The 24758-nt window shown below is 55.5% G+C and carries 18 protein-coding genes; 6 read left to right on the forward strand and 12 right to left on the reverse strand.

Going from position 1 to position 24758, the window contains the following annotated elements; all coding sequences use genetic code 11:
* Window positions 1-197: 197 nt before the first annotated feature.
* The 4 genes from U738_RS13330 (at window position 198) to htc1 (ending at window position 6257) form a co-directional block, all read left to right on the forward strand.
* Window positions 198-2468 (forward strand): xanthine dehydrogenase family protein molybdopterin-binding subunit, encoded by a 2271-nt coding sequence (locus U738_RS13330; protein WP_035581336.1) that lies wholly within the window; start codon window positions 198-200, stop codon window positions 2466-2468.
* The gene (locus tag U738_RS13335) at window positions 2468-3436 is read left to right on the forward strand and encodes an XdhC family protein (protein WP_035581338.1); all 969 of its coding nucleotides are present in this window, start codon (window positions 2468-2470) and stop codon (window positions 3434-3436) included. Before U738_RS13330 ends, U738_RS13335 begins: the two co-directional genes overlap by 1 nt.
* Window positions 3426-4037 carry a nucleotidyltransferase family protein gene (locus tag U738_RS13340; protein WP_035581339.1) on the forward strand — a complete coding sequence of 204 codons (612 nt, stop codon included), beginning with the start codon at window positions 3426-3428 and terminating at the stop codon, window positions 4035-4037. Before U738_RS13335 ends, U738_RS13340 begins: the two co-directional genes overlap by 11 nt.
* Window positions 4038-4271: 234 nt before the next feature.
* Window positions 4272-6257, forward strand: a complete 1986-nt coding sequence (htc1, locus tag U738_RS13345; protein WP_035581345.1) for a methyl-accepting chemotaxis protein Htc1 — start codon at window positions 4272-4274, stop codon at window positions 6255-6257.
* Window positions 6258-6448: 191 nt separating this feature from the next.
* Here the strand turns inward: htc1 and katG are convergent, their stop codons facing one another.
* The 6 genes from katG to U738_RS13375 form a co-directional block, all read right to left on the reverse strand.
* Window positions 6449-8602 (reverse strand): catalase/peroxidase HPI, encoded by a 2154-nt coding sequence (gene katG / locus U738_RS13350; RefSeq protein WP_035581347.1) that lies wholly within the window; start codon window positions 8600-8602, stop codon window positions 6449-6451.
* A 227-nt stretch (window positions 8603-8829) separates the two neighbouring features.
* Window positions 8830-9828, reverse strand: coding sequence for an aldo/keto reductase (locus U738_RS13355; RefSeq protein ID WP_035581348.1), 999 nt, complete (start codon window positions 9826-9828; stop codon window positions 8830-8832).
* A 28-nt stretch (window positions 9829-9856) separates the two neighbouring features.
* Window positions 9857-11623: an ABC transporter transmembrane domain-containing protein gene (locus U738_RS13360; RefSeq protein WP_035581350.1), complete on the reverse strand. Its 1767-nt coding sequence runs from the start codon at window positions 11621-11623 to the stop codon at window positions 9857-9859.
* A gap of 146 nt (window positions 11624-11769) precedes the next feature.
* Window positions 11770-13212, reverse strand: a complete 1443-nt coding sequence (locus U738_RS13365; RefSeq protein ID WP_035581351.1) for an NAD(P)(+) transhydrogenase (Re/Si-specific) subunit beta — start codon at window positions 13210-13212, stop codon at window positions 11770-11772.
* 16 nt (window positions 13213-13228) lie between these two features.
* Window positions 13229-14800 (reverse strand): Re/Si-specific NAD(P)(+) transhydrogenase subunit alpha, encoded by a 1572-nt coding sequence (locus tag U738_RS13370; RefSeq protein ID WP_035581353.1) that lies wholly within the window; start codon window positions 14798-14800, stop codon window positions 13229-13231.
* Window positions 14801-14990: 190 nt separating this feature from the next.
* Window positions 14991-15914 carry a LysR family transcriptional regulator gene (locus U738_RS13375; protein ID WP_035581355.1) on the reverse strand — a complete coding sequence of 308 codons (924 nt, stop codon included), beginning with the start codon at window positions 15912-15914 and terminating at the stop codon, window positions 14991-14993.
* A gap of 174 nt (window positions 15915-16088) precedes the next feature.
* Between U738_RS13375 and speB the strand changes: the two genes are divergently transcribed.
* Window positions 16089-16991: an agmatinase gene (gene speB, locus U738_RS13380; RefSeq protein ID WP_035583573.1), complete on the forward strand. Its 903-nt coding sequence runs from the start codon at window positions 16089-16091 to the stop codon at window positions 16989-16991.
* A 59-nt stretch (window positions 16992-17050) separates the two neighbouring features.
* Here speB and U738_RS13385 read toward each other — a convergent pair whose 3' ends face one another.
* The 4 genes from U738_RS13385 to U738_RS13400 form a co-directional block, all read right to left on the reverse strand.
* Window positions 17051-18325 (reverse strand): O-acetylhomoserine aminocarboxypropyltransferase/cysteine synthase family protein, encoded by a 1275-nt coding sequence (locus U738_RS13385; protein WP_035581357.1) that lies wholly within the window; start codon window positions 18323-18325, stop codon window positions 17051-17053.
* Between the two features lie 111 nt (window positions 18326-18436).
* Window positions 18437-19339, reverse strand: coding sequence for a GTP cyclohydrolase FolE2 (gene folE2, locus U738_RS13390; RefSeq protein ID WP_035581359.1), 903 nt, complete (start codon window positions 19337-19339; stop codon window positions 18437-18439).
* Window positions 19340-19399: 60 nt separating this feature from the next.
* Window positions 19400-20233, reverse strand: coding sequence for a metal ABC transporter permease (locus U738_RS13395; protein WP_035581362.1), 834 nt, complete (start codon window positions 20231-20233; stop codon window positions 19400-19402).
* The gene (locus U738_RS13400; protein WP_035581365.1) at window positions 20223-20966 is read right to left on the reverse strand and encodes a metal ABC transporter ATP-binding protein; all 744 of its coding nucleotides are present in this window, start codon (window positions 20964-20966) and stop codon (window positions 20223-20225) included. The genes U738_RS13395 and U738_RS13400 overlap by 11 nt, the downstream gene beginning before the upstream one ends.
* A 118-nt stretch (window positions 20967-21084) precedes the next feature.
* Between U738_RS13400 and U738_RS13405 the strand changes: the two genes are divergently transcribed.
* Window positions 21085-22152, forward strand: coding sequence for a zinc ABC transporter substrate-binding protein (locus tag U738_RS13405; protein WP_035581367.1), 1068 nt, complete (start codon window positions 21085-21087; stop codon window positions 22150-22152).
* On the opposite strand, the gene U738_RS13410 is transcribed toward U738_RS13405, so the two are convergent.
* On the reverse strand, window positions 22149-22790 hold the full coding sequence (locus U738_RS13410) for a hypothetical protein (protein ID WP_035581369.1): 642 nt from the start codon (window positions 22788-22790) through the stop codon (window positions 22149-22151). The two genes, U738_RS13405 and U738_RS13410, sit on opposite strands and share 4 nt — an antisense overlap.
* 295 nt (window positions 22791-23085) lie before the next feature.
* Window positions 23086-24483: an aminotransferase-like domain-containing protein gene (locus U738_RS13415; protein WP_022521499.1), complete on the reverse strand. Its 1398-nt coding sequence runs from the start codon at window positions 24481-24483 to the stop codon at window positions 23086-23088.
* Window positions 24484-24758 lie beyond the last annotated feature (275 nt).

The raw sequence follows: 24758 nt of genomic DNA on the forward strand, positions 1-24758 counted from the left end.
ATCTATTAGCGACGACGTGTATCGAGTATGGCACTGGTTAACAAAATGATGCATCAACGCTTTAAATACTGCTTGCGCTGGATCAATTCATCATGCTTTTATGGCGTACACGCTATAATTTTACCTTAGTTATCGCTCTTTCATCACCTAAAATTCATCCGCACTGATCATCGTAAACGCGAGCGTGGGAGGCAGACATGGCTGATAAATCAGACTATACAAGAGAGTCACTGCTGTATGGGTCTGATGTTCTGGTGATCTATCGCGACCCGGTTACGCCCCCCAAGCCCGCGCCCGGACAGCCAGGTACACACTCAAACTTCACCCCCCATGAGCCTGAGATCTTCATTGCCGTGCTGAGCGATAGTCATATCGTGGCTTTCAACGGCCACGTAGACCTGGGCACTGGCATACGCACGGCGCTCGCTCAAATTGTCGCAGAAGAGCTTAGCGTCGCGTTCGACGGCGTCACCATGGTGCTGGGCAACTCCGTTGAAGCCCCCAACCAAGGCCCCACCATAGCCAGTGCATCGATTCAGATCACTGCCGAGCCTCTACGCCGAGCTGCGGCACAGGCGCGGGAGTACCTATTAACCCTGGCAGCAAAGCACTTTGACACTGAGCGCTCACTACTTAGCTGCCAGAACGGCGCTATTACGCCAAGTGATAATAACCGCTCATCCGTTAGCTTTGGGGAGTTGCTGCAGGGCACCCGTCATGCATTAAAGCTTGCCGATGAGGTGCCGCTTAAGCCGGTCAGCCATTATACCCTGGTCGGCCAATCGACCTCCCGCGTGGATATACCCGCCAAGGCCACCGGGCAATTGACCTTTATCCACGACCTACGCCTGCCCGACATGCTGCATGGACGAGTGATTCGCCCGCCTTATGTAGGCCATGATAGCGGCGACTTTATTGGCAACAGTTTAATCGCGGTAGATGAAAGCTCTGTGGCGCATTTGCCAGGTGTGGTAAGCGTCGTGGTGGTCGGTGACTTTGTTGGCGTGGTGGCCGAGCGTGAAGAGCAGGCTGCTGCCGCAGCCAAACAGCTAAAGATCCAGTGGCGCCCAATCGAAGGCTTGCCTCAGTTGGACAACATAGAGCAAGCACTGCTCGACCTGCCCAGCAAACAGCGCATACTCCTCGAAGAGGGTGATCTCGATAACGCTCTGGCCGCCGCGCAACATCCGCTCAATCGTCACTATGTGTGGCCTTTCCAACTGCATGGCTCTATCGGCCCTTCGTGCTCCGTCGCCGATGCCAACGAAGATGGCCTTCACGTATGGTCGGGCACCCAAAATCCACACAGCCTGCGCGCCGACCTCGCCCGCCTTACCGGTTTGGATGAAGGCGTTATCACCATTACCCGCATGGAAACCTCGGGCTGCTATGGCCGCAACTGCGCCGACGACGTTGGCGCCGATGCCGTGCTGCTCTCTCAGGCGGTGGGTCGACCTGTTCGTGTGCAACTAACCCGTGAGCAGGAGCACACCTGGGAGCCTAAAGGGGCTGCTCAGTATATGGCCATTCAGGGCGGCTTAAACGCAGATGGCAGCCCAGCAGGCTATCGCTTTAATACGCGCTACCCCTCTAACAGTGCGCCCACCCTGGCACTACTGCTAACCGGTGCTGCCTCACCTATTGATATCCCCTTTGAAATGGGGGATCGAACGTCGGTGCCGCCCTACAGCTACCCTCATCGCCAAATAGTGTGCGACGACGTCCCGACCCTGGTGCGTGCCTCCTGGCTGCGTGGCGTCTCGGCGCTGCCCAGCACCTTCGCCCACGAAAGCTATATTGATGAACTCGCCTACTTGGCGGGTGAAGATCCTGTCGCCTATCGGTTGCGCTACTTAACCGATAACCGCGCCTGCGAGCTTGTCGAAGCGTTAGCCGAACGTGCGAACTGGAAACCCTGCACCGCTAACGCCAATCCGAGTAGCGATGGCGAGTGGCGCTACGGCCGAGGCTTCGCTTACGCCCAGTACGTACATAGTAAATTTCCCGGCTTTGGTGCCGCGCTTGCCGCCTGGGTGATTGAACTTAAAGTCAATGTGAAGAGTGGGCGGGTTGTCGTCGAGAACTTATATGTGGGTCAGGATGCGGGCTTAATGGTGAACCCCGCCGGCGTTCGCCATCAGGTGCATGGCAATGTGATCCAGATGCTCAGCCGCACGTTAAAGGAGCGGGTAACCTTTGAGGATGGTTTACCGACCAGCAGAGAGTGGGGCGGCTACCCCATTCTGCGTTTCTCAGAGCTTCCTCCCATCGACGTCATGCTGCTTGATCGCCCTGCACTGCCCCCACTCGGCGTTGGAGAGTCTGCCTCACTACCCGGTGCTCCTGCGATTGCCAATGCGCTTTTTGATGCCACGGGGGTACGCTTTACCCATCCCCCTTTTACCCCTGACACCATTCGCGATGCACTGAAAGCCTCCCTTCGACTCCCCATGGAGGCGGCTAGTTAATGCACCACCTTGATCTACAGGTTATCGAACGGGCACTGAAGTGGGCCAACCAGGGGCTGACCGTTTGGCTATGCACAGTTATGAAAACCTTTGGCTCGGCCCCCCGGGAGCCAGGTGCCATGCTGGTAGCATGTTCGACAGGCGACTATCTGGGGTCACTGTCGGGTGGCTGTGTCGAAGAAGACTTTATCGCAAGGCTTCAAAAGGGTGAGTTTAACGAACCGGTTCAACGGGTGCGCTATGGCGGGGATGCTGGTTCAGCGAATATTCGCTTACCCTGCGGTGGTAGCCTAGAAATACTGGTTGAGCGGCTAGCGCCCAACACCGAAAACCTCACTCACTTAGAAGTGATGCATGCCACGCTACTGGGTCGCCAACCGCTCATCCGCTGTATCAAGTTGGATGGCAGCGGTAAGCGGTTTAACCTCTCGAATAACACCGAGCCCGCCGTTACCTTCGATACAGCTAGCGTCAATATTCGCATAGGCCCTGCGCTACGGCTGATCATCGCGGGGATCTCCGCGATCTCTGCGCCATGTGCCCTGTTTGCCCAAACGCTGGGCTTTGAGGTGATTGTCTGCGATCCCAGAGACGAGGCTAGGCAAAATTTTGCTGTCGCGGGCGTGGAAGTGCAGGCGGTGCTGCCCTCCGTGTTTATCGCCTCGGGCGGTTGCCATGCCAATACCGCCGTTGTGGCCTTGACCCACGACCCGCGTATCGATGATTTAGCAATGATCGAAGCCGTCCGAACGGAAGCCTTTTACATTGGCGTTATGGGCTCTCAGCAGACATCACAGCAGCGTGCCGAACGGCTGTTACGTTCTGGCGGCATGACGGAAAGCCAAGTAGCAAGAATTGCCATGCCCATTGGGCTTAATCTGGGTAGCAAAACACCGGCTGAAATTGCGCTAGCCGTGATGGCCGATATTGTTCGCCTCTCTCGCGGAAAAGAACGCCATGCCTTGTAGCGATATCATAGTCATCGTGATGGCGGCAGGCCAATCAAACCGCTTTGGCAGCGATAAAAGAGTCGCCAGATTCGACAATGGGGAAACGCTGCTTAGTTCCACTTTACGAACTATTCAGAAAAATTTTTCTAATCGCCGCGTTGTTATTAAACCCGAAGATACTCCCCAGTCACTCGGCCTTACACCAACACATCACACTATTATTAGTCAGCGCAGTCATTTAGGCCTTGGTTACAGTATTAGCGATGCTTTTAGACAACTCTGCAGCGATGAAAGCGTACATCATTTTCGTGCTGCCGCAGTATGGTTGGCCGACCTCCCCTGGGTAAGCGAAGAAACATGCAGTGTATTAACAAAAGCGGCCACTCCAGACAGTATTGTACAACCGCTACACCAAGGAAATCCGGGGCATCCTGTTGTGTTTGGAAGAAAATTCTGGAGCGAACTGGCACTTTTAGAAAACGACAAGGGTGCAAACACTGTCATCAAAAAGCATAGCGACTGCGTTATATACTTCTCTCTCAGCGACCCAGGGGTATGTTCTGACGTGGATTACCCTGGTGATTTAATAAAGCAGCAAAGAAAAACAAAAGGTATATAAACGTTACACAACAACCAAACAAAAATTACACTAAAAGCTGAAACAAGTTCTTAGCTTAACATTACTATATTAGCTTAAAAAAATATTAAAAAAGCAATCATGAAAGCAAGTGCACCATTCGCCGCTAATGAGTAGCGGCAGTAAGAATAAAACCAGGGAACCATTAAACAGCCAGAGTATGACACTCGCCAACATCCTTGTGCTCTGCTACTGGCCAACATATCGAGGCAACAAATGAAAAAAATTTCTCGTCTCTCACTGACGCAGAAACTGCTGGTCGCTGTCGCTATTCCTCTCTTAGTGGTAGCCGTTATTTTAGGCTTTGTGGTCAATCAACAGCTTAACCAGGCTATTCCAGCGTTAATCGATAATGCCGGTAAGCGGCAGGTAGAAGCTCGGGCAGATGAAATCAGCCGCTGGATTACCGGGTACCGCAATTGGATCTCCGTACTTGCTCAGGATGAGCGGTTGGTGGAAGACGTGCCGCTTACGTCTCACCGCGCTTGGCTCGAAAAGCGCTACCCGCCGGGGGGCACCATCGAGTCACTGTTCTTTGCTGACGCATCCGGAGCGACCCTAACTCACGCAGGCGTCAACTTGGAGATAGCCGAACGTCCTTATTTCAAAGCCTTAGTGACGGACGGCACCCAGGATAGTCTGCTCAGCGACCCGGTTATCTCCATGGTGAGCGGCCTGCCAACAGCTATTGTCGCTGATACTGTATTCGATGAGCGTGGCAATCGAGCGGGACTGCTGGGCATGACCGTTTCCATGGCCGCCGTATCTGATATCACCTCCGATATTAATGTTGGCGAAGGCAGCTACGGCTGGCTAATCGACAGCCAAGGGCAAGTCATTGCTCATCCGGTTGAAGAGTATCGCATGTCGCTCAATTACACCGATGCCGACCAGCAGGGCTACCAAGGGCTGGATGCATTGAGTCAGCAAATACTCAGCGGCACGGCGGGCTCCGGTGAAATAACCATGCCCAGCGGTGAGCAGACCGTGCTCATGTGGAGCCCGGTGGAAGGCACTTCCTGGGTGGTCGGGGTCACCGTGCCCATCACTGCCTTTACCACCGTGACTAACAGCCTGCTGCAGTCGCTGCTGCTGGCGGGGGGACTGCTATTGGTATTGCTGCTGGTGGTGGTTGCCTATGCGGCGCGGCGTTCACTTGCTCCTATCAAGCATACCGCCAGTGCCATGGCGGATATTGCCAAAGGTAAAGGCGATTTGACGCGCCGTTTAGAAGCCAAAACCCAGGATGAAATTGGCGACCTCGCCCACGGCTTTAATGCCTTTGTGGAGCGCATGCAGTCTACCCTTCAGGAAGTGCGCCAAAACGCTCGCACGGTATTATCCGATGCCAGCGATATGGCGGATGGTACTCATGAGCTTTCATCGCGTACCGAACAAGCGGCGGCTAATCTCCAGGAAACGTCTGCCTCAATGGAACAAATTCACTCCACGGTAGCGCATACCTCCCAGGCCTCTGAACAGGCGAATAGCCTCGCGCTAGAAGCCGCCAGTGCCTCAGAGCGCGGCACCGATTCGATGAATCAAATGGAAGCCAAGATGGCCGCGATCAGTGATTCGGCCAATAAAATAAGCGACATTATTGGCTTGATTGACTCGATTGCATTTCAAACCAATATATTGGCACTCAACGCATCCGTGGAGGCTGCCCGCGCCGGCGAGCAGGGCCGTGGGTTCGCCGTGGTCGCCAACGAAGTGCGCACGCTAGCCAGTCGCTCAGCCTCTGCGGCGCATGATATTCGTGCGCTGATTGATATGTCCGTGAGTCACTCAAGAGAAGGCAGCGATATCGTTAAGGCGGCGGCTGAACGTATGAATGAGATTCGTCACAGCGTTACCCAGGTCTCGGATGTAATCGCCGAGATTGCCGCCGGCGCCCGGGAACAGACCACTGGCATCCAACAGGTCAATACCGCAGTGGCAGAGATGGATATGATGACCCAGCAGAATGCTGCCATGGTCAGCCAGAGCGCCACGCTTGCCACCAATATGCGCGACAATGCGCAGCGGCTGGATCAACTGATGAGCGAGTTTGTGCTTAGTGAAGGTGGCGCTGAGCACTCTGCGCTACCCTATACGGCAGCACATAAAGCCCGGACTGGCTCTGCACTACCTCAAGCGCCTAGCCGCCCTCCTCAGGCCACTCAGCAGAAGCATGAAGTAGCGGAGTGGGAAGAGTTCTAATCTCTCATTATTAATAAGGCTAAAAGGCACCCGCTTTGAGCTGACCCCATAAACTTGGACAGTGAAAAACTCAGCGGCCAAGGCCTGATTTCGGTACTACACCGGACTCAGGCCTTTTAGTGAGAGCCTAATAAAAAAAAGCCTGCATCCGAAGATGCAGGCTTACTTACAAGAACTAAAACGCTTGGTAATTAGGCGACGTCAAAGCGATCCGCGTTCATCACTTTCGTCCAGGCGGCGACGAAGTCTTTGACAAATTTCTCGTCGTTATCATCCTGGGCGTAGACCTCCGCGTAGGAGCGCAGCAGCGAGTTAGAACCGAACACCAGGTCAACGCGGGTAGCCGTCCACTTCACAGCATCTGTTTGACGGTCGCGGATCTCATAGGCATTTTTGCCCACCGGCTTCCAGCTGTTGCCCATATCGGTCAAGTTAACGAAGAAGTCGTTGGTCAACTGGCCTTCGCGGTCTGTGAATACGCCGTGCTTGGTGCCACCGTAGTTAGTACCGAGCACACGCATACCACCCAGTAGCACGACCATTTCCGGCCCGGTCAGCCCCATCAGTTGAGCGCGATCCAGCAACAGCTCTTCCGGCTTCACCACATAGTCTTTCTTCTGCCAGTTACGGAAACCGTCAGCCAGCGGCTCTAGCGGCTCGAACGATTCGCCATCGGTCATTTCAGCAGAAGCATCACCACGCCCTTTCAGGAAAGGTACGCGAACGTCGTAGCCTGCGGCTTTGGCGGCTTTCTCAATGGCGAAACTACCGGCCAGAACGATCACGTCGGCAAGGCTAGCGCCGGTGTCAGCAGAAATCTTCTCGTACACTGCTAATACGCTGGAGAGACGCGCAGGCTCGTTGCCTTCCCAATCCTTCTGAGGCGCTAAACGAATGCGGGCACCGTTGGCACCGCCGCGCATGTCAGAGCCGCGGTAAGTGCGGGCACTGTCCCAGGCGGTGCTGACCATGTCACTGATGCTCAGGCCGGCCTCGGCGATTTTCTGCTTAACGACTTCTTCGCTGTAGTCGGTGCTGCCAGCCGGAATGGGATCCTGCCAGATCAGGTCTTCAGCAGGCACTTCCGGGCCGATGTAGCGCGCTTTCGGGCCTAAATCACGGTGGGTCAGTTTGAACCACGCCTTGGCGAAGGTTTGCTTGAAGTACTCCGGATCCGCCATGAATTTTTCACAAATGGCGCGATAGGTCGGATCCATTTTCATGGCCATATCCGCATCGGTCATGATCGGATTGTGACGGATAGAGGGGTCACTAGCGTCAACCGGCTTGTCCTCTTCCTTAATGTTCACCGGCTCCCACTGGTGAGCGCCTGCGGGGCTCTTGCGCAGCTCCCACTCGTGTCCAAACAGCAGGTCGAAATAGCCCATGTCGAACTGAGTCGGATTGGTGGTCCAGGCGCCTTCAATGCCGGATGTCACCGCATTGCTCGCTTTGCCACCCATGGTGGGGTTGCCCCAACCGAAGCCCTGATTTTCAACGTCAGAGGCTTCTGGTTCAGCAGCCAGCGCAGCCGCGTCGCCGTTACCGTGACACTTACCCACGGTGTGTCCACCGGCGGTTAGCGCAGCCGTTTCTTCGTCGTTCATGGCCATGCGTGCGAAGGTTTCGCGTACATGCTGAGCCGTCAGCAGCGGGTCAGGGACACCGTTAACGCCTTCGGGGTTAACGTAGATAAGCCCCATCTGTACGGCGGCTAACGGGTTTTCCATGGTTTCGGCATTTTTAACGTCACCGTAGCGCTCGTCAGAAGGCGCCAACCACTCTTTCTCATCGCCCCAGTAGATGTCTTTTTCCGGGTGCCAAATATCTTCGCGACCAAAGGAGAAGCCATAAGCGGGTAGCCCCATGGATTCATAGGCAACGGTACCTGCCAGAATCATCAGGTCAGCCCAGCTAATTTTGTTGCCGTACTTTTTCTTGATCGGCCACAGCAGGCGACGCGCTTTATCCAGGCTGACGTTATCGGGCCAGGAGTTGAGCGGTGCAAAACGCTGGCTACCGGTACCACCGCCACCACGGCCGTCAGCAAGACGATAAGTACCCGCGGAGTGCCACGCCATACGGATCATCAAACCACCGTAGTGACCCCAATCGGCAGGCCACCAGGCTTGGCTGTCGGTCATCAGCGCATGGACGTCTTGCTTGAGCGCGTCAAAATCAAGCTTTCTGACCTCTTCCCGATAGTCGAAATCAGTATCCATCGGGTTTGTTTTGCGGTCATGCTGGTGCAAGATATCCAGGTTGATCCCTTCCGGCCACCAGTCTTTGTTCGACGTGCCCGTGGAGGTATTACCACCATGCATTACAGGACATTTACCACTCATAGCTCTCTCCCTTTTTTGCTTTTGTCTTGGTTGCACTCATCTTAAGCTACCAAGTCAACTGACGGTGAGCGCCCTTACGATAGTGCCATCGCTCTGCCTGCTGTGCAGGGAAAGGGCGCTTCACTCACTTGGTACTGTTTTAAAGCAGATCCTTCATAGGCACAATTTGCTTTTAGTGACCGATCTAATAGCTTTTATACATCGGCAGTCTGCTAGCGCTACAGTGGTTAAAATTCTTCGGTGTCGATATCTACCTGCTGGGCCTCGCTGTAGCGGGCGCCTGCCACTTGGTCTGGCGTCATCATGGCATTCAACTGAGACAAGCTGGTGACATCAAGGTGCAGCGTTTCCGCTGCTAAGTTCTCGCGCATATGTTCAGGCGAGCGGGTACCTGGAATAGGGATAATATCCTCCCCTTGAGCCATCAACCACGCCAGTGCCAGTTGCCCTGGCGTGACGCTTAAGGCCTGCGCCAGCGCCACCAGGCGGGCAAATAGCGTTAGGTTGTGTGGGTAGTTCTCGGCACTAAAGCGCGGCATATGTCGGCGCATATCGCCCTCTTCTAGGCGCGCCGGGTCTTTGATAGCGCCAGTTAAGAAACCTCGCCCCAGCGGACTAAACGCTACCAGAGCAACATCCAATTCTCGACACGCATGAATCAACGCAATTTCAGGATTGCGCGTCCACAGCGAGTATTCCGACTGCACCGCGGCAATGGGATATTCGGCGACCGCGCGGCGCAGCGTTAGCGCAGAAATTTCAGAGAGCCCCACGCCACCGATTTTGCCTTCTTCCACCAGACGCCCCAGCGCACCCACGCTCTCTTCAATGGGGACTTGGCGATCCAAGCGGTGCAGGTAGTAGAGATCTAAATGGTCGGTACGCAGGCGTGCAAGGCTCGCTTCGCACTGCTTGCGCAGGGTTTCCGGGCGACCATCAATGACCCGCTTGCCTGACTCAGGATCCATCGCCATGCCGCATTTACTGGCCAGAAAGAGCTGATGCCGCTTACCCTCCAAAGCTCGCCCAACCACACTTTCATTGGCCGTGGCGCCATACAGCGTGGCGGTATCAAAGTGGCGATAGCCCATATCAAAGGCCTCATCCAGCGCCCGTAGGGCTGCGCTTTCCGGCACCATGCTGCCGTAACCGTGGGAGAGGTTCATGCAGCCCAGGCCAATCGAAGGGGCATTAACGGCGTTAAGGCGCTGAAAGAAGCTCGACATAGGTATTCCCATAGTTAAAAGAACCGTTTTATAACGTTTCACCGCCAAACTGCAACGCGGCTAAATGACGATAGAGCGCGCTGGTGGTGAGCAATTCCGCGTGAGTGCCCGCCGCTACCAGTTTCCCACCCTCAAGCACCAGTAAGCGGTCAGCGGCGATGACAGTCGCCAGCCGATGGGCGATCACGATGCTGGTGCGCCCAACCATCAGTCGATCCAGCGCCTGCTGCACCAGCCGCTCACTTTCTGCATCCAAGGCGCTGGTGGCTTCATCCAATAGCAGTACCGCAGGATTTTTGAGCAGTGCTCGGGCAATAGCGAGCCGCTGACGCTGGCCACCGGAGAGCTGCACCCCACCGGGGCCTAGGGGCGTATCAAAGCCTTGAGGGAGCGCGTCGATAAAGTCGAGGGCGCTGGCGTCCTGGGCGGCAATGCGTAATCTATCGATATCAGCCTCGGGGTCTCCGTAGCGTAGATTCTCGGCCACCGAGCCGCTAAACAGCACCGGCTCTTGCGACACCAACCCCATGGCCCTGCGTAAGGCGGCAAGATCTAGCGCACGGACATCCCTATCATCCAAGGTAATGCGTCCCTGGCTGGGGTCATAAAAGCGTAGCAGCAGCGCCAACAAAGTGCTTTTACCTGCCCCGGAAGGCCCCACCACAGCCACTCGTTCTCCCGGCTTAATATGCAGATCAAACCCTTCAAGCGCTGGGGTTTCCCGGCCGGGGTAGGTAAACGTGACATTCTCCAGGGTAATCTCACCACGCGAAGGGCTTAGCAAACTCTGCGGATTTACCGGCGACTGGATAGCGGGCTGGGTATCGAGCAGCTCCAATAAGCGCTCCGCCGCTCCTGCCGCACGCTGTACATCCCCGGCCACCTCGGCCAGGGTAGCAATTGCCCCTGCTGCCAGCACGGCGTAAAAGATAAACGCCGATAGCTCACCCGCGCTCATGGTGCCGTCTAGCACCGCCTGACCGCCCTGCCAGAGCATTAAGCCAACCGCCGTAAACACCACTAGCATAGCGACACCGGTTAACCAGGCGCGCTGCTGGGTGCGCTCTACGGCGCTGCCAAAGGCCTGTTCAACTCGCTGGCCATAGTGGCTTTTATCCACCGCCTCGTGGGTAAATGCCTGGAGCGTTTTGATACCGCTCAGCGCCTCCTCAGCATAGCGTCCCAGTTCGGCCACGCGATCCTGACTGGTACGCGAAAGCCGCCGCACCCGGCGGCCGTACCACACGATAGGTAGCAGAGTGGCGGGGATACCTATCAGTACCATCGCCGAGAGCCACGGTTGGGTCACCAGCATGAGCACCACGGCGCCCACCAGCATGAACAGATTTCGCAGCGCCAGCGATACCGAGGAGCCAAACAGGCTCTGTAGTACGCTGGTGTCCGCCGTCAGGCGTGATGCGATCTCTCCGGCGGCTCGACCATCGCTTGCGCTCTCGAAAAAGCTTGGCTCCAAGGTGAGTAAATGATCAAACACCCGCTGGCGCAGGTCGGCGGCCAAGCGCTCGCCAATCCAGGTAACTTGGTAGTAGCGCAGTGCGGAGGCAAACGCCAGCACCGTGACGACGGCTAGCATTAAACCCAGTGTTTGGGCCAACGCCTGCTGATCAGCAGCGAGAAAGCCTCTGTCGATGACTAGACGCAATCCATTCCCCAGCAGGAGCACGCTTCCCGAGGCCATAAGTAGCGCTAAGCCAGCAAGGGCTAGCCGCGTGCGGTAGGGGCGCAGTAAACCCAGCAAGCGCAGTAGCACTCGGGGATTGGGCCGTTGATTCATAGTAGCGATTGCTCAACACATAAGGTGGTATTCGACCATAGCAGGAGTAGCAGTGCCCTGCACAGAAACTAAAAAGCCCGCGATTGCTCGCGGGCTCAGTAGTGAATGGCTAGTAGTAACCTAGCGTATAGCTAAGTTGCAAAGGCCTAATCAATCAACGGCAGCAGTGTATTCAGGCTATCCCGTGCATCGCCATAAAACATGCGCGTGTTGTCTTTGAAGAACAGCGGGTTTTCGATACCGGAGTAACCGGTACCCTGACCGCGTTTGCTGACAAACACCTGTTTCGCCTCCCACACCTTCAATACCGGCATACCGGCGATGGGGCTATTGGGATCTTCCTCAGCCGCGGGGTTAACGATGTCGTTGGAGCCAATCACGATGACCACGTCGGTAGTAGGGAAGTCGTCATTGATTTCATCCATTTCCAGCACGATATCGTAAGGCACCTTGGCCTCCGCCAGCAGCACGTTCATATGCCCTGGCAAGCGGCCCGCGACTGGGTGGATACCGAAACGCACGGTTTTACCGGCAGCGCGCAATTTACGCACCAAGTCGCTCACCGCGGTTTGCGCCTGGGCCACCGCCATGCCGTAGCCCGGCACGATGATGACGCTGTCGGCATCGTTCAGAGCGCTCGCTACACCACCGGCGTCAATAGCCACCTGCTCGCCTTCAATCTCGGCCGCAGGCCCTTGGCTGCCGCCAAAGCCGCCTAGAATCACATTGACGAAGTTGCGGTTCATCGCCTTACACATGATGTAAGAGAGAATTGCGCCGGAGGAGCCTACCAGCGCACCGGTGACAATCAGCAGATCATTAGAGAGCGTGAAGCCGATAGCGGCGGCTGCCCAGCCGGAGTAGCTGTTGAGCATCGATACCACTACCGGCATATCGGCACCGCCAATGCCCATAATCAGGTGGTAACCGATAAAGAACGACAGCGCTGCGAGCACAATCAGCGTCCAGAAGCCCGCGCCATTGAGGTACAAGATTGCTAACAGCAGTGACAGCACCGCCGCTCCGGCATTAAGCATATGCCCACCGGGCAGTTGGCGAGGTTTGCCATCCACTTTACCGGCCAGCTTACCGAACGCCACCACCGAACCAGTGAAGGTCACTGCACCGATAAAGATAGCGAACACTACTTCAATCTGCAGAAAGGTGAGCTCGTCAGGCGCCTTGGTGGCGACCAGCGCGGCAAACGCAGAAAACTCCTGCATAACGCCATCGGCCGCTTGTGCCGCCAGCACACGGCGGCGCTCTAAATCGGCGCTCCAGGCGACAAACACCGCGGCCAAGCCGACAAAACTGTGCAGCGCAGCCACTAGCTGAGGCATTTCGGTCATCTCGACCTTGCCCGCCACATAGACGCCGATGCCAGCACCAATCACCATCATCGGAATTAACCACCAGTAGCCGCCAATACCCGGCCCTAAGGAGGTAAAAAATACTGCCAACGCCATACCCACGATGCCGTACCAGACGGCCCGCTTGGCTTTTTCCTGGTTACTCAAGCCGCCTAGCGACAGAATAAACAGTACGCTTGCCGCGATCGCCGCGGCAGATACGAATCCTTGACCTAACATATCGTCTCTCCGCCGCTTATGATTTTTGGAACATGGCCAGCATCCGGCGTGTCACCAGGAAGCCACCCACGATATTGATTGATGCGATAAGCACCGAGATCGCCGCCAGCACGCCCACTACGGCGCTGCCGGAGCCAATCTGCAGAATCGCCCCCAAAATAATGATGCCCGAGATTGCGTTGGTCACCGCCATAAGCGGTGTATGTAGCGAGTGGCTTACGTTCCAGATCACCTGGAAGCCGATAAAGCAGGCCAACACAAAGACAATAAAGTGCTGCATAAACGACACCGGCGCCACTTGCCCCAATAGCAGCATCAGCGCGCCACCGGCGGCCAACAGCCCCACTTGGCGTTTGGTTTGCGCTTTGAAGGTGGCCAGGTCAGTGGCTTTTTTCTCCTCTGGCGTGGGCGCCTTCTCTTTCTTCTTCGGCTGAGCGGCAGCAATCGCTTTGACTTTAGGCGGCGGTGGCGGGAAGGTTATTTCGCCCTGGTGAGTCACCGTGGCGCCACGAATCACATCGTCTTCCATATTGTGATTGATAACGCCCTCTTTCTCAGGCGTTAGGTCGGTCAGCATATGGCGGATATTGGTGGCGTAAAGCAGCGATGACTGGGTGGCCATGCGCGAAGGGAAGTCAGTGTAGCCAACCACCACAACGCCGTTATCCGATACTACCCGCTCGTCAGGCTTGGTCAGATCGCAGTTGCCGCCCTTCTCGGCGGCTAAGTCGATCACCACCGAACCAGGCTTCATCGCCGCAACCATATCTTCCAGCCACAGTTTGGGCGCGGGACGGCCAGGAATCAGCGCCGTGGTAATCACGATATCCACATCGGCTGCCTGCTCGCGGAAGCACTCCAGCTGTTTCTCGCGGAACTCCGGGCTTGAGGGCGAGGCATAGCCACCGCTTTCGGAACCGTCCTGGCTATCTTCGAAATCGAGGAACAGAAACTCCGCGCCCATGGATTCGATTTGTTCAGAGACCTCGGGGCGCACGTCAAAGGCGCGCACTACGGCGCCCAAGCTGGTGGCCGTGCCGATCGCCGCCAAACCCGCCACGCCAGCGCCAATCACCAATACCTTGGCGGGGGGCACCTTACCGGCAGCGGTTACCTGGCCGGTAAAGAAGCGGCCAAAGTTGTTGCCCGCCTCAATCACCGCGCGGTAGCCCGCGATATTGGCCATGGAGGAGAGCGCATCCATTTTCTGGGCCCGGGAAATACGCGGCACCATATCCATGGCAATAACGGTGGCGCCCTGGGACTTACACTTCTCCAGCAGCGCTTCGTTTTGCGCCGGCCAGAAGAAAGCGATCAATGTTTGCCCTTTGCGCAGGCGCTCGGCCTCTTCATCTGAGGGCTCGCGGACTTTAATGACCACATCAGCGTCGTTCCAGAGCGCATCGGCGCTGTCTACTACGGTAACGCCCGCATCACGATAAGTGTCGTCATTAAAACCCGCCGCTAAACCAGCGCCGGTTTCTACCAAGCATTCGTGGCCCAGTTTTTGGATCTGCTTAGCGCTCTCAGGGGTCAGCGCGACACGCGCTTCCCCCCGGGCACTCTCTTTCGGTGCGCCTATTTTCACTCTTGTTCTCCCTTGCTTAACCTTATTGCAGTGCCGCAGTTGCTCAATGGGCCCTGCACCTTTAGCGGCGTCCGTGATAACGCCTTAATAGCAGTCTAGGATCTAACGGGGTGGCTGCCAGATACTATTCAACCTTTGATACAACAGCGTTGTTTAATTACAACATCCATTAGTGTGCATGATGGTTCCCTTAACGTCTAAAGTCGTTAGCAAACTCAGTAAGCACCTGGTAGAGCCACCTGTTAGCAGGATCATTGGCATAGAGCCCATGCTGAATCAGGGTCATTTTCAGCGCCGGAAGCTCTTTAGGCGGCTCCACCAAACGCACCGGCAGCATAGCAACGAACCGTTCAGCCATTTGACGTGGGAGCGTCATGATCGCTTCCGTCAGCGCCACCACCCGCGCTGCAGCGATATAGTTGAGGTTTTTAGAGATGACCCCGCGGGTTAAGCCGTGTTGAACAAGACAGCTATCGATATTACTGGGGCGCAGGCCGCTAATATCCGCCAGCTCCACATGGAGCGCATCCGCAAACTGACCAATATTTAGCACATCGCCCACGCGATCATTGTGGGTAGCAGCCAGGCAGACCAGTTCTTCATCCATCCAGGGAGTCTGAATCACGCCACTGGGCAGCGCGCTTTGGCTATCCAACCCTACCACCATATCAATTTGGCGCTGCTCCAGACCCTCATTCAGTACGTCCGGGGTTATAAGTTCAATGGAAAAACTAATGCCCGGCGCATAAGCCAACAGCTGACTTAAAAAGAGCGGGTACATGACCTCTTCAAAGTAATCCGTGGTGGCGAGTGTAAAACGGCGCGTGCTGTTGGCAGGGGTAAACATTGCGGGGGGCGCAAGACCTTGTCGCAGCATCGCTAGCGCCTGTTGCACCACGGGCAGCAGCGCGAGTGCCCGGGGTGTCGGCTGCATACCGTTTTCGGTACGCACTAGTAGCGGATCATCCAACGATTCACGCAGCCGTTTTAAGGCATGGCTCAAGGCGGGTTGGCTTAAATGCAGCGTTTCTGCCGCGCGAGTAACGTGACGCTCGCGCATCAGCGCCTCAAATACCAGCAGCAAGTTCAGGTCGAAATGGCGTAGCGAGCGCATAGCTTCTCATCATTCATACCACGAATGATTAAATTCTAAACATTCATTTAATCTATTACTAGAAATTGCTTATTGTCTGCCTCTCATTCGCCCACCAGCGACTATCAGCGTTAATCCAGCACTCTAAGGAGAAGCACACCGGTGACCCACCCACAAGCTATGTCTGCACAAACCATGCCCAGTCTTTATGGCGATGTGATTTCTACCTTTATGGGCGTAGCAAAAGCAACGGATCCCAAGGCAACCGACGCCGACGTTGTGGTGAGTGGCGTTCCTTTTGATTTAGCCTGCTCAGGTCGTTCCGGCACCCGTATGGGGCCGAATGCTATTCGTCAAAGTACCGCTAACCTGATCTGGGAAGGCAAACGCTGGCCATGGGACTTCGCCTTGGAAGACCGTCTCAAGGTTTGCGATGCGGGCAACGTTGATTACGCCTATGGCGAGCCCGAAAGCCTGGTCGATAACCTGGAAACCCACGCCAACCGCTGGTTAAAAGCGGGTAAAAAGATGCTTACCCTGGGCGGCGACCACTACATTAGCCTGCCACTGCTGCGCGCCCACGCCCGAGAGCACGGCCCGCTGGCGCTGATCCATTTCGACGCCCACACAGACACCTACGAGCAAGGCACCCGCTTTGACCACGGCACCATTTTTCACCACGCTTTAAAGGAAGGCTTGGTAGTACCCGAGCACTCGCTGCAAATTGGTATTCGCACCAGCTATGACCGCCACAACCACCCTTACGAGGTATTGGATGCGGACTGGGTCAATGACCACGGTGCCGCGGCCGTGCTTGAGCGCATTCGTGCCCGCGTGGGTTATCACCCGGCCTACGTTACCTTGGATATTGACGGCCTCGACCCCGCCTACGCCCCAGGCACCGGCACACCGGTGTGCGGCGGTATGTCTACTGACCTGATGCTAAAAGTCATTCGCGGCATGGTGGGCATGGAGTTAGTTGGCATGGACGTGGTGGAAGTGAACCCCGCCTATGACCACGGCGACATTACTTCACTTGCCGCCGCAACGCTGGGTTTAGAGTTTTTGTATACCCTGGCAGCGTCCAAAGGCGTTTGATAGTTAGCCCCCGCCGTCTCTTGGCTTTTATGGCATTGAGATGGCGGGGGCGAAACAGACTACCCTTGAGAGGCCGCCAGCGCTTGATCAATATCCGCCAGCAGATCGTCGATATGCTCGATGCCGATCGATAGGCGCACCATATCCGGCGTGACACCAGCGGCTTTTAGTTCCTGCTCGTTGAGTTGGCGGTGCGTAGTAGAGGCGGGAATGGAAGAACAGCTTTTGGCATCGCCGATATTCACCAGGCGGAGAATCAGCGCCAGCGCATCGTAGAAGCGCTCACCAGCGGCCTGCCCACCTTCAATGCCAAAACTAAGAATTCCCGAGGCATGGCCGTTCATATAACGCTGGGCCAGCGCATGATCGGGATGGTTTTCCAAGCCAGCATAGTGCACCCAAGTGACCAACGGATGGCTTTCCAGATGCTTGGCAACCGCTAAGGCATTGGCACAGATACGCTCAATCCGTAGTGACAGCGTTTCCAACCCCTGCAGCAGGTTCCAGGCCGCCTGGGCAGAGAGCGCCGCCCCCATGTTGCGTAGTGGCACCACTCGGGCACGGGCAATAAAGGCCGCATCGCCCACATCACGGGTATAGCTCACACCGTGATAGGAGACATCAGGCTCATTGAGCAGCGGAAAACGGCTGGCATTCTCGGCCCAGGGAAAGGTGCCCGAATCAACAATCACTCCGCCCACCGTGGTGCCGTGGCCGCCGATATATTTGGTCGCCGAGTGGACGACAATATCCGCCCCGTGCTCAATCGGCCGACATAAGAACGGCGTCGCCGTGGTGTTATCGACTATTACCGGCACCCCATGACGATGCGCCGCTTCGGCGAGCTTTGCTAGGTCGACCACGCCACCCGAGGGGTTACCAATGCTTTCGCAGAAAACCGCTTTGGTACGCTCATCGATCAGCGCTTCGATGCCATCAATATCGTCTTTATCGGCAAAACGCACCTGAATGCCTTGGCGCGGCAAGGTGTGGGCAAACAGGTTGTAGGTACCGCCATACAGCTCGCTGATCGAGACAATGTTATCACCCGCTTCGGCAATGGTCTGGATCGCATAGGTAATCGCCGCCATTCCCGATGCCACCGCTAGCCCGGCGATACCGCCTTCCAACGCGGCTACCCGCTGCTCCAACACGGCGCAGGTCGGGTTCATAATGCGCGAGTAAATGTTTCCTTCCACTTTAAGATCAAACAGATCCGCCGCGTGCTGCGCGTTATCGAACGAAAACGACGTGGTTTGATGAATCGGCACCGCCACGGCGTTTTGTGAATCAGGCGAATAGCCATGGTGAAGAGCAATGGTTTCTGGCTTCATGAGAACGGCTCGCTATTTTGTTATTGAGATCCGCTAGTGATCCTAAACAAGCACTGAAGGGAAGGCCAATAATCGTTTAGCCTTCAGTGCGCTAGGCGAGCCCACACACGCTCACCAATTCCACTCACTGCGCGCCACTGCGTCATGGGCGTGCAGGCTTTCAGCATGCACAACCTTAAGCTGAAACCCTGACACCCCCGGCGCTTGCCGTAGTGCTTTATCCAGCCGCCTTGCCGCGTCTTCACAGAACATCAGGTTTTGTCCATTGGCGAGGGCAAAGGCCTGTTCATCGATACGTTTTACTGCGGTTTGTAGCGCGGTACCGAGTGCCCTCTCGATACGGTCAATCGAGTTTTCTATCGAATCCGCGAGGGGCCATTCTCCGTTTTCGCTTTCAGATAAACGCAAACTGCATTCGACACTGCTGCGCTGACTATGGGGCGTTGCGAGTATCCCTTCTTCGCTGCCTAGCCACGCAGATACCGCCGTCTTTGTTAACGGAATTTCCGCAAAATCTTCCTCAAAGGCCTGCTGAATCAGTTGCCTTGCCAGTGCCGCCGAGCAGGGGCAGGTGGACGAATAGCCCACTGTAAGGTCGAGTTCAGCCTGAAAGCCAGCGGGCGTTAATTGGCAGCGCAAGGTGAAGGGGTAACTTTTCCACCCGGCTAAAGGGCTGATCAAGGCTTGCCGCTTAAGCGGAAGCTCGCCTTCGATGCTGAGATAAGCATGCTGCGATAAGCCATCTTGGCTGGTTAAAAATGCGTTCAATATGTCCTTAACCGCTTGAAGTGTCAGCGGTGCTTCTTCAAGCGGTGCCAGCGCCAAATACAGCCGGGACATATGGATTCCCCGTGCATCAGCGTCATCCAGGCTAACCCCTGCATTGAGCGTGGCCGTCACACTGCGGCTGCCTAGGCGGATGGGGAGTGCGATGCCCTCCATGCCCACCCAGGTCAAAGCAGCCGGTGAGCGGGCGGTTTGGCTGGCTACATCAGGCAGGGTTGAAACAGTCATTTCGTTACCTCTTGGGATAGACGTGAGCGGTGAGCGAACGCAGCCCTTGCAACCACCGCGCTATTTACCGGAATGACAGGACGCGGGCTGGAGGCGCTGACGCAACAAGCGCCAGCCTTGGGTCACAACCGTGGCCAGGGTGAACAGCACAGCGGCTAGCATGACAATCGTCGGGCCGGTCGGCGTATCCATCACATAGGCGGTTCTAAGCCCTGCCGTCACCGCCAGCATGGCAATCCCCGCGGCCAGAATCGCCATAGCTTCTGGCGTGCGGCAAAAAGGCCGGGCGGTGGCCGCCGGGATGATCAGCAAGGCGGCAATCAGCAGCACGCCCACGACTTTCAACGCCACGGCGACGACCACTGCAAGCGCCAGGGTGAGAACCAGCTGTTCGCGCCGGGGTTGGATGCCGCTGGCATAGGCAAGCTCGTCACTTAACGTCGCGGTCAATAACGATGACCAGCGCCAGAAAAGCAGCGTCAGCACCAGCGCTACACCGCCGCCGATAATCCAGATATCCGTTTTCCCGACGGCCAGAATATCGCCAAACAAATAGGCGTTTAGGTCGATGCGCACCCCAGAAAGAAACGACACCGCCACCAGGCCGATGGCCAGGGCCGAGTGCGCCATTACCCCGAGCAGGGTATCCATGGCATAGCCCCGCCCACTGAGCATTGACACACAGCTCGCCATCACCAGGGCAACCGTCAGCACGCCTAAGAAGATAGAGACGTTCAATAGCAGCGCTAACGCCACCCCCAGAATGGCGGCGTGGGCGGTCGCATCGCCGAAGTAGGCCATACGCCGCCACACCACGAAACACCCTAACGGGGCGGCGGCCATGGCCACTAATACACCGGCGATCATCGCCCGCCACATAAAATCATCCAGCATTGGCGGCCTCCTCGTGCTGATGGCGGTAAAGGGCTAAGGTCTGGGCGGTCTGATCGCCAAACAGCGCCTGATAGTCCGGCGATGAGGCCACCTGCTCGGGCTTGCCCTCGCAACAGATAACGCGATTCAGGCACAGCACATGGTCGGCGGTACGCATCACGACATGGAGGTCGTGGCTGACCATCAGTACAGCGCAGCCGTAGCTGCGGCGCACGCTTTCGATATGCTGGTAGAACTCAGCGGTACCTCGGTGATCAAGCCCTTGTGTCGCTTCATCGAGAATCAGAATATCGGGTTTTGCCAGCAGCGCCCGGGCTAACAGCACGCGTTGGAACTGGCCGCCCGATAGCTCGCTCATTGCCGCCTTGATCAATGCCTCGGCGCCGGCATCTTCCAGCGCCTTTTGCACACTGCGATGGGGGAGGCGACGGGGCAAGTTGATAAAACGCTTGACCGTCATGGGCAAGGTAGGATCCAGGTGAAGCCGCTGGGGCACATAACCGATGCGCTGCTGCGGGGCGATGGTCACCTGGCCGGAGGTGGGCGTTACCGCACCGATCAGCGTTTTCACTAGTGTGGATTTCCCCGAGCCATTAGGGCCAATCAGGGTCACCACCTGTTGCCGATATAAATCGAGATTGATGTTCTCGAGGATATGCTGTCCGCCGAAACGAACGTTCAGTTGGCGAACGTTCAGAATCGCATCGCGATCAGGAGGCTGAGCAAGCCGCATAATTGAAGGTCGTCTTTTCTGTATTTGTTATGTTATAACATGTCTATCTCGCATAGGCGAGTGTCGATGCCTATGTTCGAACCCAGAAAAGCCATAGTTGATGATGAGGAGAACCCTGATGAATAACCGTTTAGCTCGTTTGTCTTGGCCGCTATTAGCGGCTTTCCCGCTGGTTGCCGCCGCAGAAGTGCCGCATGTTGCGGTGGATATTCCGCCGGTGTATTCGCTTGTCGCTAAGGTGATGGGGGATCGCGGCGATCCTGAGCTGTTTATCCAGCCTGGTGCTTCGCCGCATGGTTATTCGCTACGGCCTTCCGAAGCACAATCCCTCGATGATGCGGATCTGGTGGTATGGGTAAGCGACGCGCTGACGCCCTGGCTATCAGGCCCCATTGACAACCTGGCGGGTGATGCACGCCACCTTGAGCTATTGGATGAGCCCGGAACGACGACATTGGAATACCGCGAAGGCGCGACCTTTGCGCTCAACAATGGGGATGAACACGGTCACGAGCACCATGACCACGACCACGACCACGACCACGACCACGACCACAATAAGCATGATCATGGCGATCACGAACACCACCATCATGAAGACAGCCATGCAGACAGCCATGACGAAAGTGGGCACGATCATGACCACCACGGCCATAATCACAGCCATACCGGCATGAACCCCCATGCCTGGCTGGATCCTGACAATGCACGCCGTTGGCTGGATGCCATCGCCGAACAGTTAAGTGAGATCGACCCTGATAACGCAGCGTACTATCGCGACAACGCCGCCCAGGGGAAAGAGGACTTAACCAGCCTTCAGGAACATATTCAGGATCGTTTGGCCAACAGCGCCGACACACGCTTTATTGTTTTCCATGATGCTTACCAGTATTTCGAGGAGGCCTTTAACGTCCAAGCGGCAGGGGCCATTTCCATCGGCGACGCATCGTCACCCAGCCCGGCGCGTATTGAGGAACTGCAGACGCTGGTGAATGACGAAAATATCCAGTGCGTGTTTAGTGAACCTCAGTTCAATCCGCAGATGGTTAATAATGTCTTTGGCGATACGTCTGCTTATATCGGCGTCATGGATCCCTTGGGCGTGGGTCTGACGCTGGATGCTGGCCTTTACGATGCGTTGCTGGAACAACTGGCTAATGAGATTGCGCGCTGCACCGACGGCTAAACAGCTTTTTTCTTAAACAGCTTGCCGAGTTGATAGAGGTCGTGCATATATCTATCAAACTTCGTAATAAGCAGTGAAGCAAAGATAAAGGCATAAATCAGCAGCATTACTGCCATGGGGTCGTTTAACCAAGCCAGCCAAGGTGTCGAGACTGGATAACCCAGCGTATAAACACTCATGGCAGCCAGTAGCTGAACCAAGAAACAGTTCAAAATGACCAGTGTAATCAACGCTGCGCGTATATTGGTACGCGGCAGCGTTGTTTTCCAAAACAGCAAGTGACGCACTTTTACGCTGTTTACATTCGCACTGCTATCGCCGTTAAAGCACAACCGCGCTTTACGCCGCAACAAAGGAATCGCGTAGACGCCTTTTTCCTCTTCAGCAAAAGCCTTCAGTGCGATATCCCGATCGAGATTAGGGCTCAAGGCATTGGCTGCCGCTTGATCAAAGTCTGGCCGGGCATGGGTTTGCGTGGCGGTTTTGGCTTGGTCAGAAAGCGCTTGTAAGTGGCTTTTATCAGCCTTCGACAACTTTTTATCGTTGCCGACGTTGATGTTGTAATGAATTTCATACACCTGATACAGAGCTGCGGTCACGCCCACAAAGATCATCAAAAAGACAATATATATCAACATATTAACGGGCACCTCCTAAACAAAACCGAACCAGCTAGGCGATAAATTGCTTTGTTAGCGTTCAAACTAACTTAAGGACTATGCCTATGCACAGCTGACAAGTACAGGCTCAGAAAGCCTCAAAAAAGCCGGATCAGACGACGGATCGCAACCGTGGTAGTGCTCCACAGCGTGCATTAAAATAAGGAGATAAGAACCCCTAGCCACTTATCGCCGAAGATAATGGGCGTTAAACTGCTTTTACTATTCGTCTGGCTAATCAATACCAAACCGTCACGAGGACAGTTGACCAAGGTTACATCGTCAGAGATGACAGATAGGCAGGCTGGTCGATGATATCCGCCACATAATGCAGCCTTTCCTCCCAGTCCTCTCTTGTCAGTTGACCACCGAAGCACAAGCGCAGAGCTTCAGGGGGATGGTTGTCGGTACTAAAAGCAGCGCTGGCAACCGCACTAACGCCATGTGAACGTAATTGCACCGCCAGCTCTGAAGGGTTCCAGCCAGAGTGCTTGGGCAGCTTGAGCCATAGGTGGAAAGCACCTTTGGCAGACACGATGCGCTGACGTCCCAGAATCTTCTCGGCTATTTCAAGGCGGGCAATGGCCTCGATACGGATCGCTTTAAGCATGGCATCTGCCGTCCCATCGGTTATCCACTCAGTGACCAGGGCGTCAATCAGCGGGCTGGACATCACCGAGGTGGCTCGAAGCGCCCCAGCGGTTCTCTGCGCCTGTCGCTTGGTGGGGGCGTGTAGGAATCCTGATCGCAAACCGGGGCCAAAACACTTGGCAGTCCCCGTCAGATAGTAAGTGAGCTCAGGGGCCAAGTTAGCAATAGGGACGATCTTCTCTTCGCTGAGCATGGTGTAAGCATCATCTTCAATAATCGGGATGCTATAGCGCAAGGCAACATCGGCCAAAGCTTCACGACGCCCCAAGGGAATAGTCGTCGTCGTGGGGTTTTGGATGGTGGGATTAATGTACAAAACGGCCACTTGACCCTGCTTACAGATATCCTCGAAGGAGCGAACAAGAGGGCCATCGGAGTCACGCTCCAATGAATGCAGGGTCAGCCCGAGCTGGGCCGCAATAGCCTTTAGGCCGGGGTAGACCAGGCTTTCGACACAAATTAGCTGACCTGGGGCTACCAACTGCATCAGTAGCCCAACCAGGCCGCTGTGAATACCGGGGCATATCAAGACCTGTTCCAGTGTCGTGTTGTCCAGCCGCCGATCCAGCCATTGGAGCGCAGCCACACGGTCATGATGGCTGCCACCAAAGGTTTGATAACGCAGCAGTGAGTAAAGATCACGCTGGGCCAACACCGAGATAGCGCTATCGCGTACTCGTTCAATCAACGTCGGTATAGCGGGCTCAATCATTAGGTTCATGGTCATCTCATAACCACTGCTCGGCTTCACTGACACTGCCTTACCTTTAATAAAAGTGCCCGAGCCCGGATGCGAGTCAATCAAGCCTCGCAGCTTAGCTTCGTTATAGGCACGCGCCGCCGTCGTGTAATTGATACTCAAAGCCCCCGCCAGTTCTCTCAGCGGGGGCAGTCGCTCGCGGGGCTGCAGCCGACCACTACCGATATCTTCAGCAATCAATTCAGCGACCAGACGATAAGCTGGCTGGCTGACCTCCTTGTCTAAACGTTTTCGCCAGCGTTCCAGCTCAGATGTATGCATATCTTCTCCGTCGTTAAATAAACATTGTTACCTACTCTTCTTATCGACCAAAACTTATCACTGATGGGCTAAAGATTGCACAAATAAAAAATTGATTGCATATGTACTTAATGGTGCAAAACACACTTTCATTGCACAAATAAGGTGAAAAACACAGTTTTTTTGAAACATTAGCCTTTTATTATTTTTTTAGCCTAAAAATTTGGTCAATTTTTAGGCTTAGAGCGACCTACATGATCGACAATTGATTGGATCAATAAGCATATCAATTGGCA

It is taken from the genome of Halomonas sp. TG39a (assembly GCF_000744395.1).
Classification (GTDB): Bacteria; Pseudomonadota; Gammaproteobacteria; order Pseudomonadales; family Halomonadaceae; genus Vreelandella; species Vreelandella ventosae_B.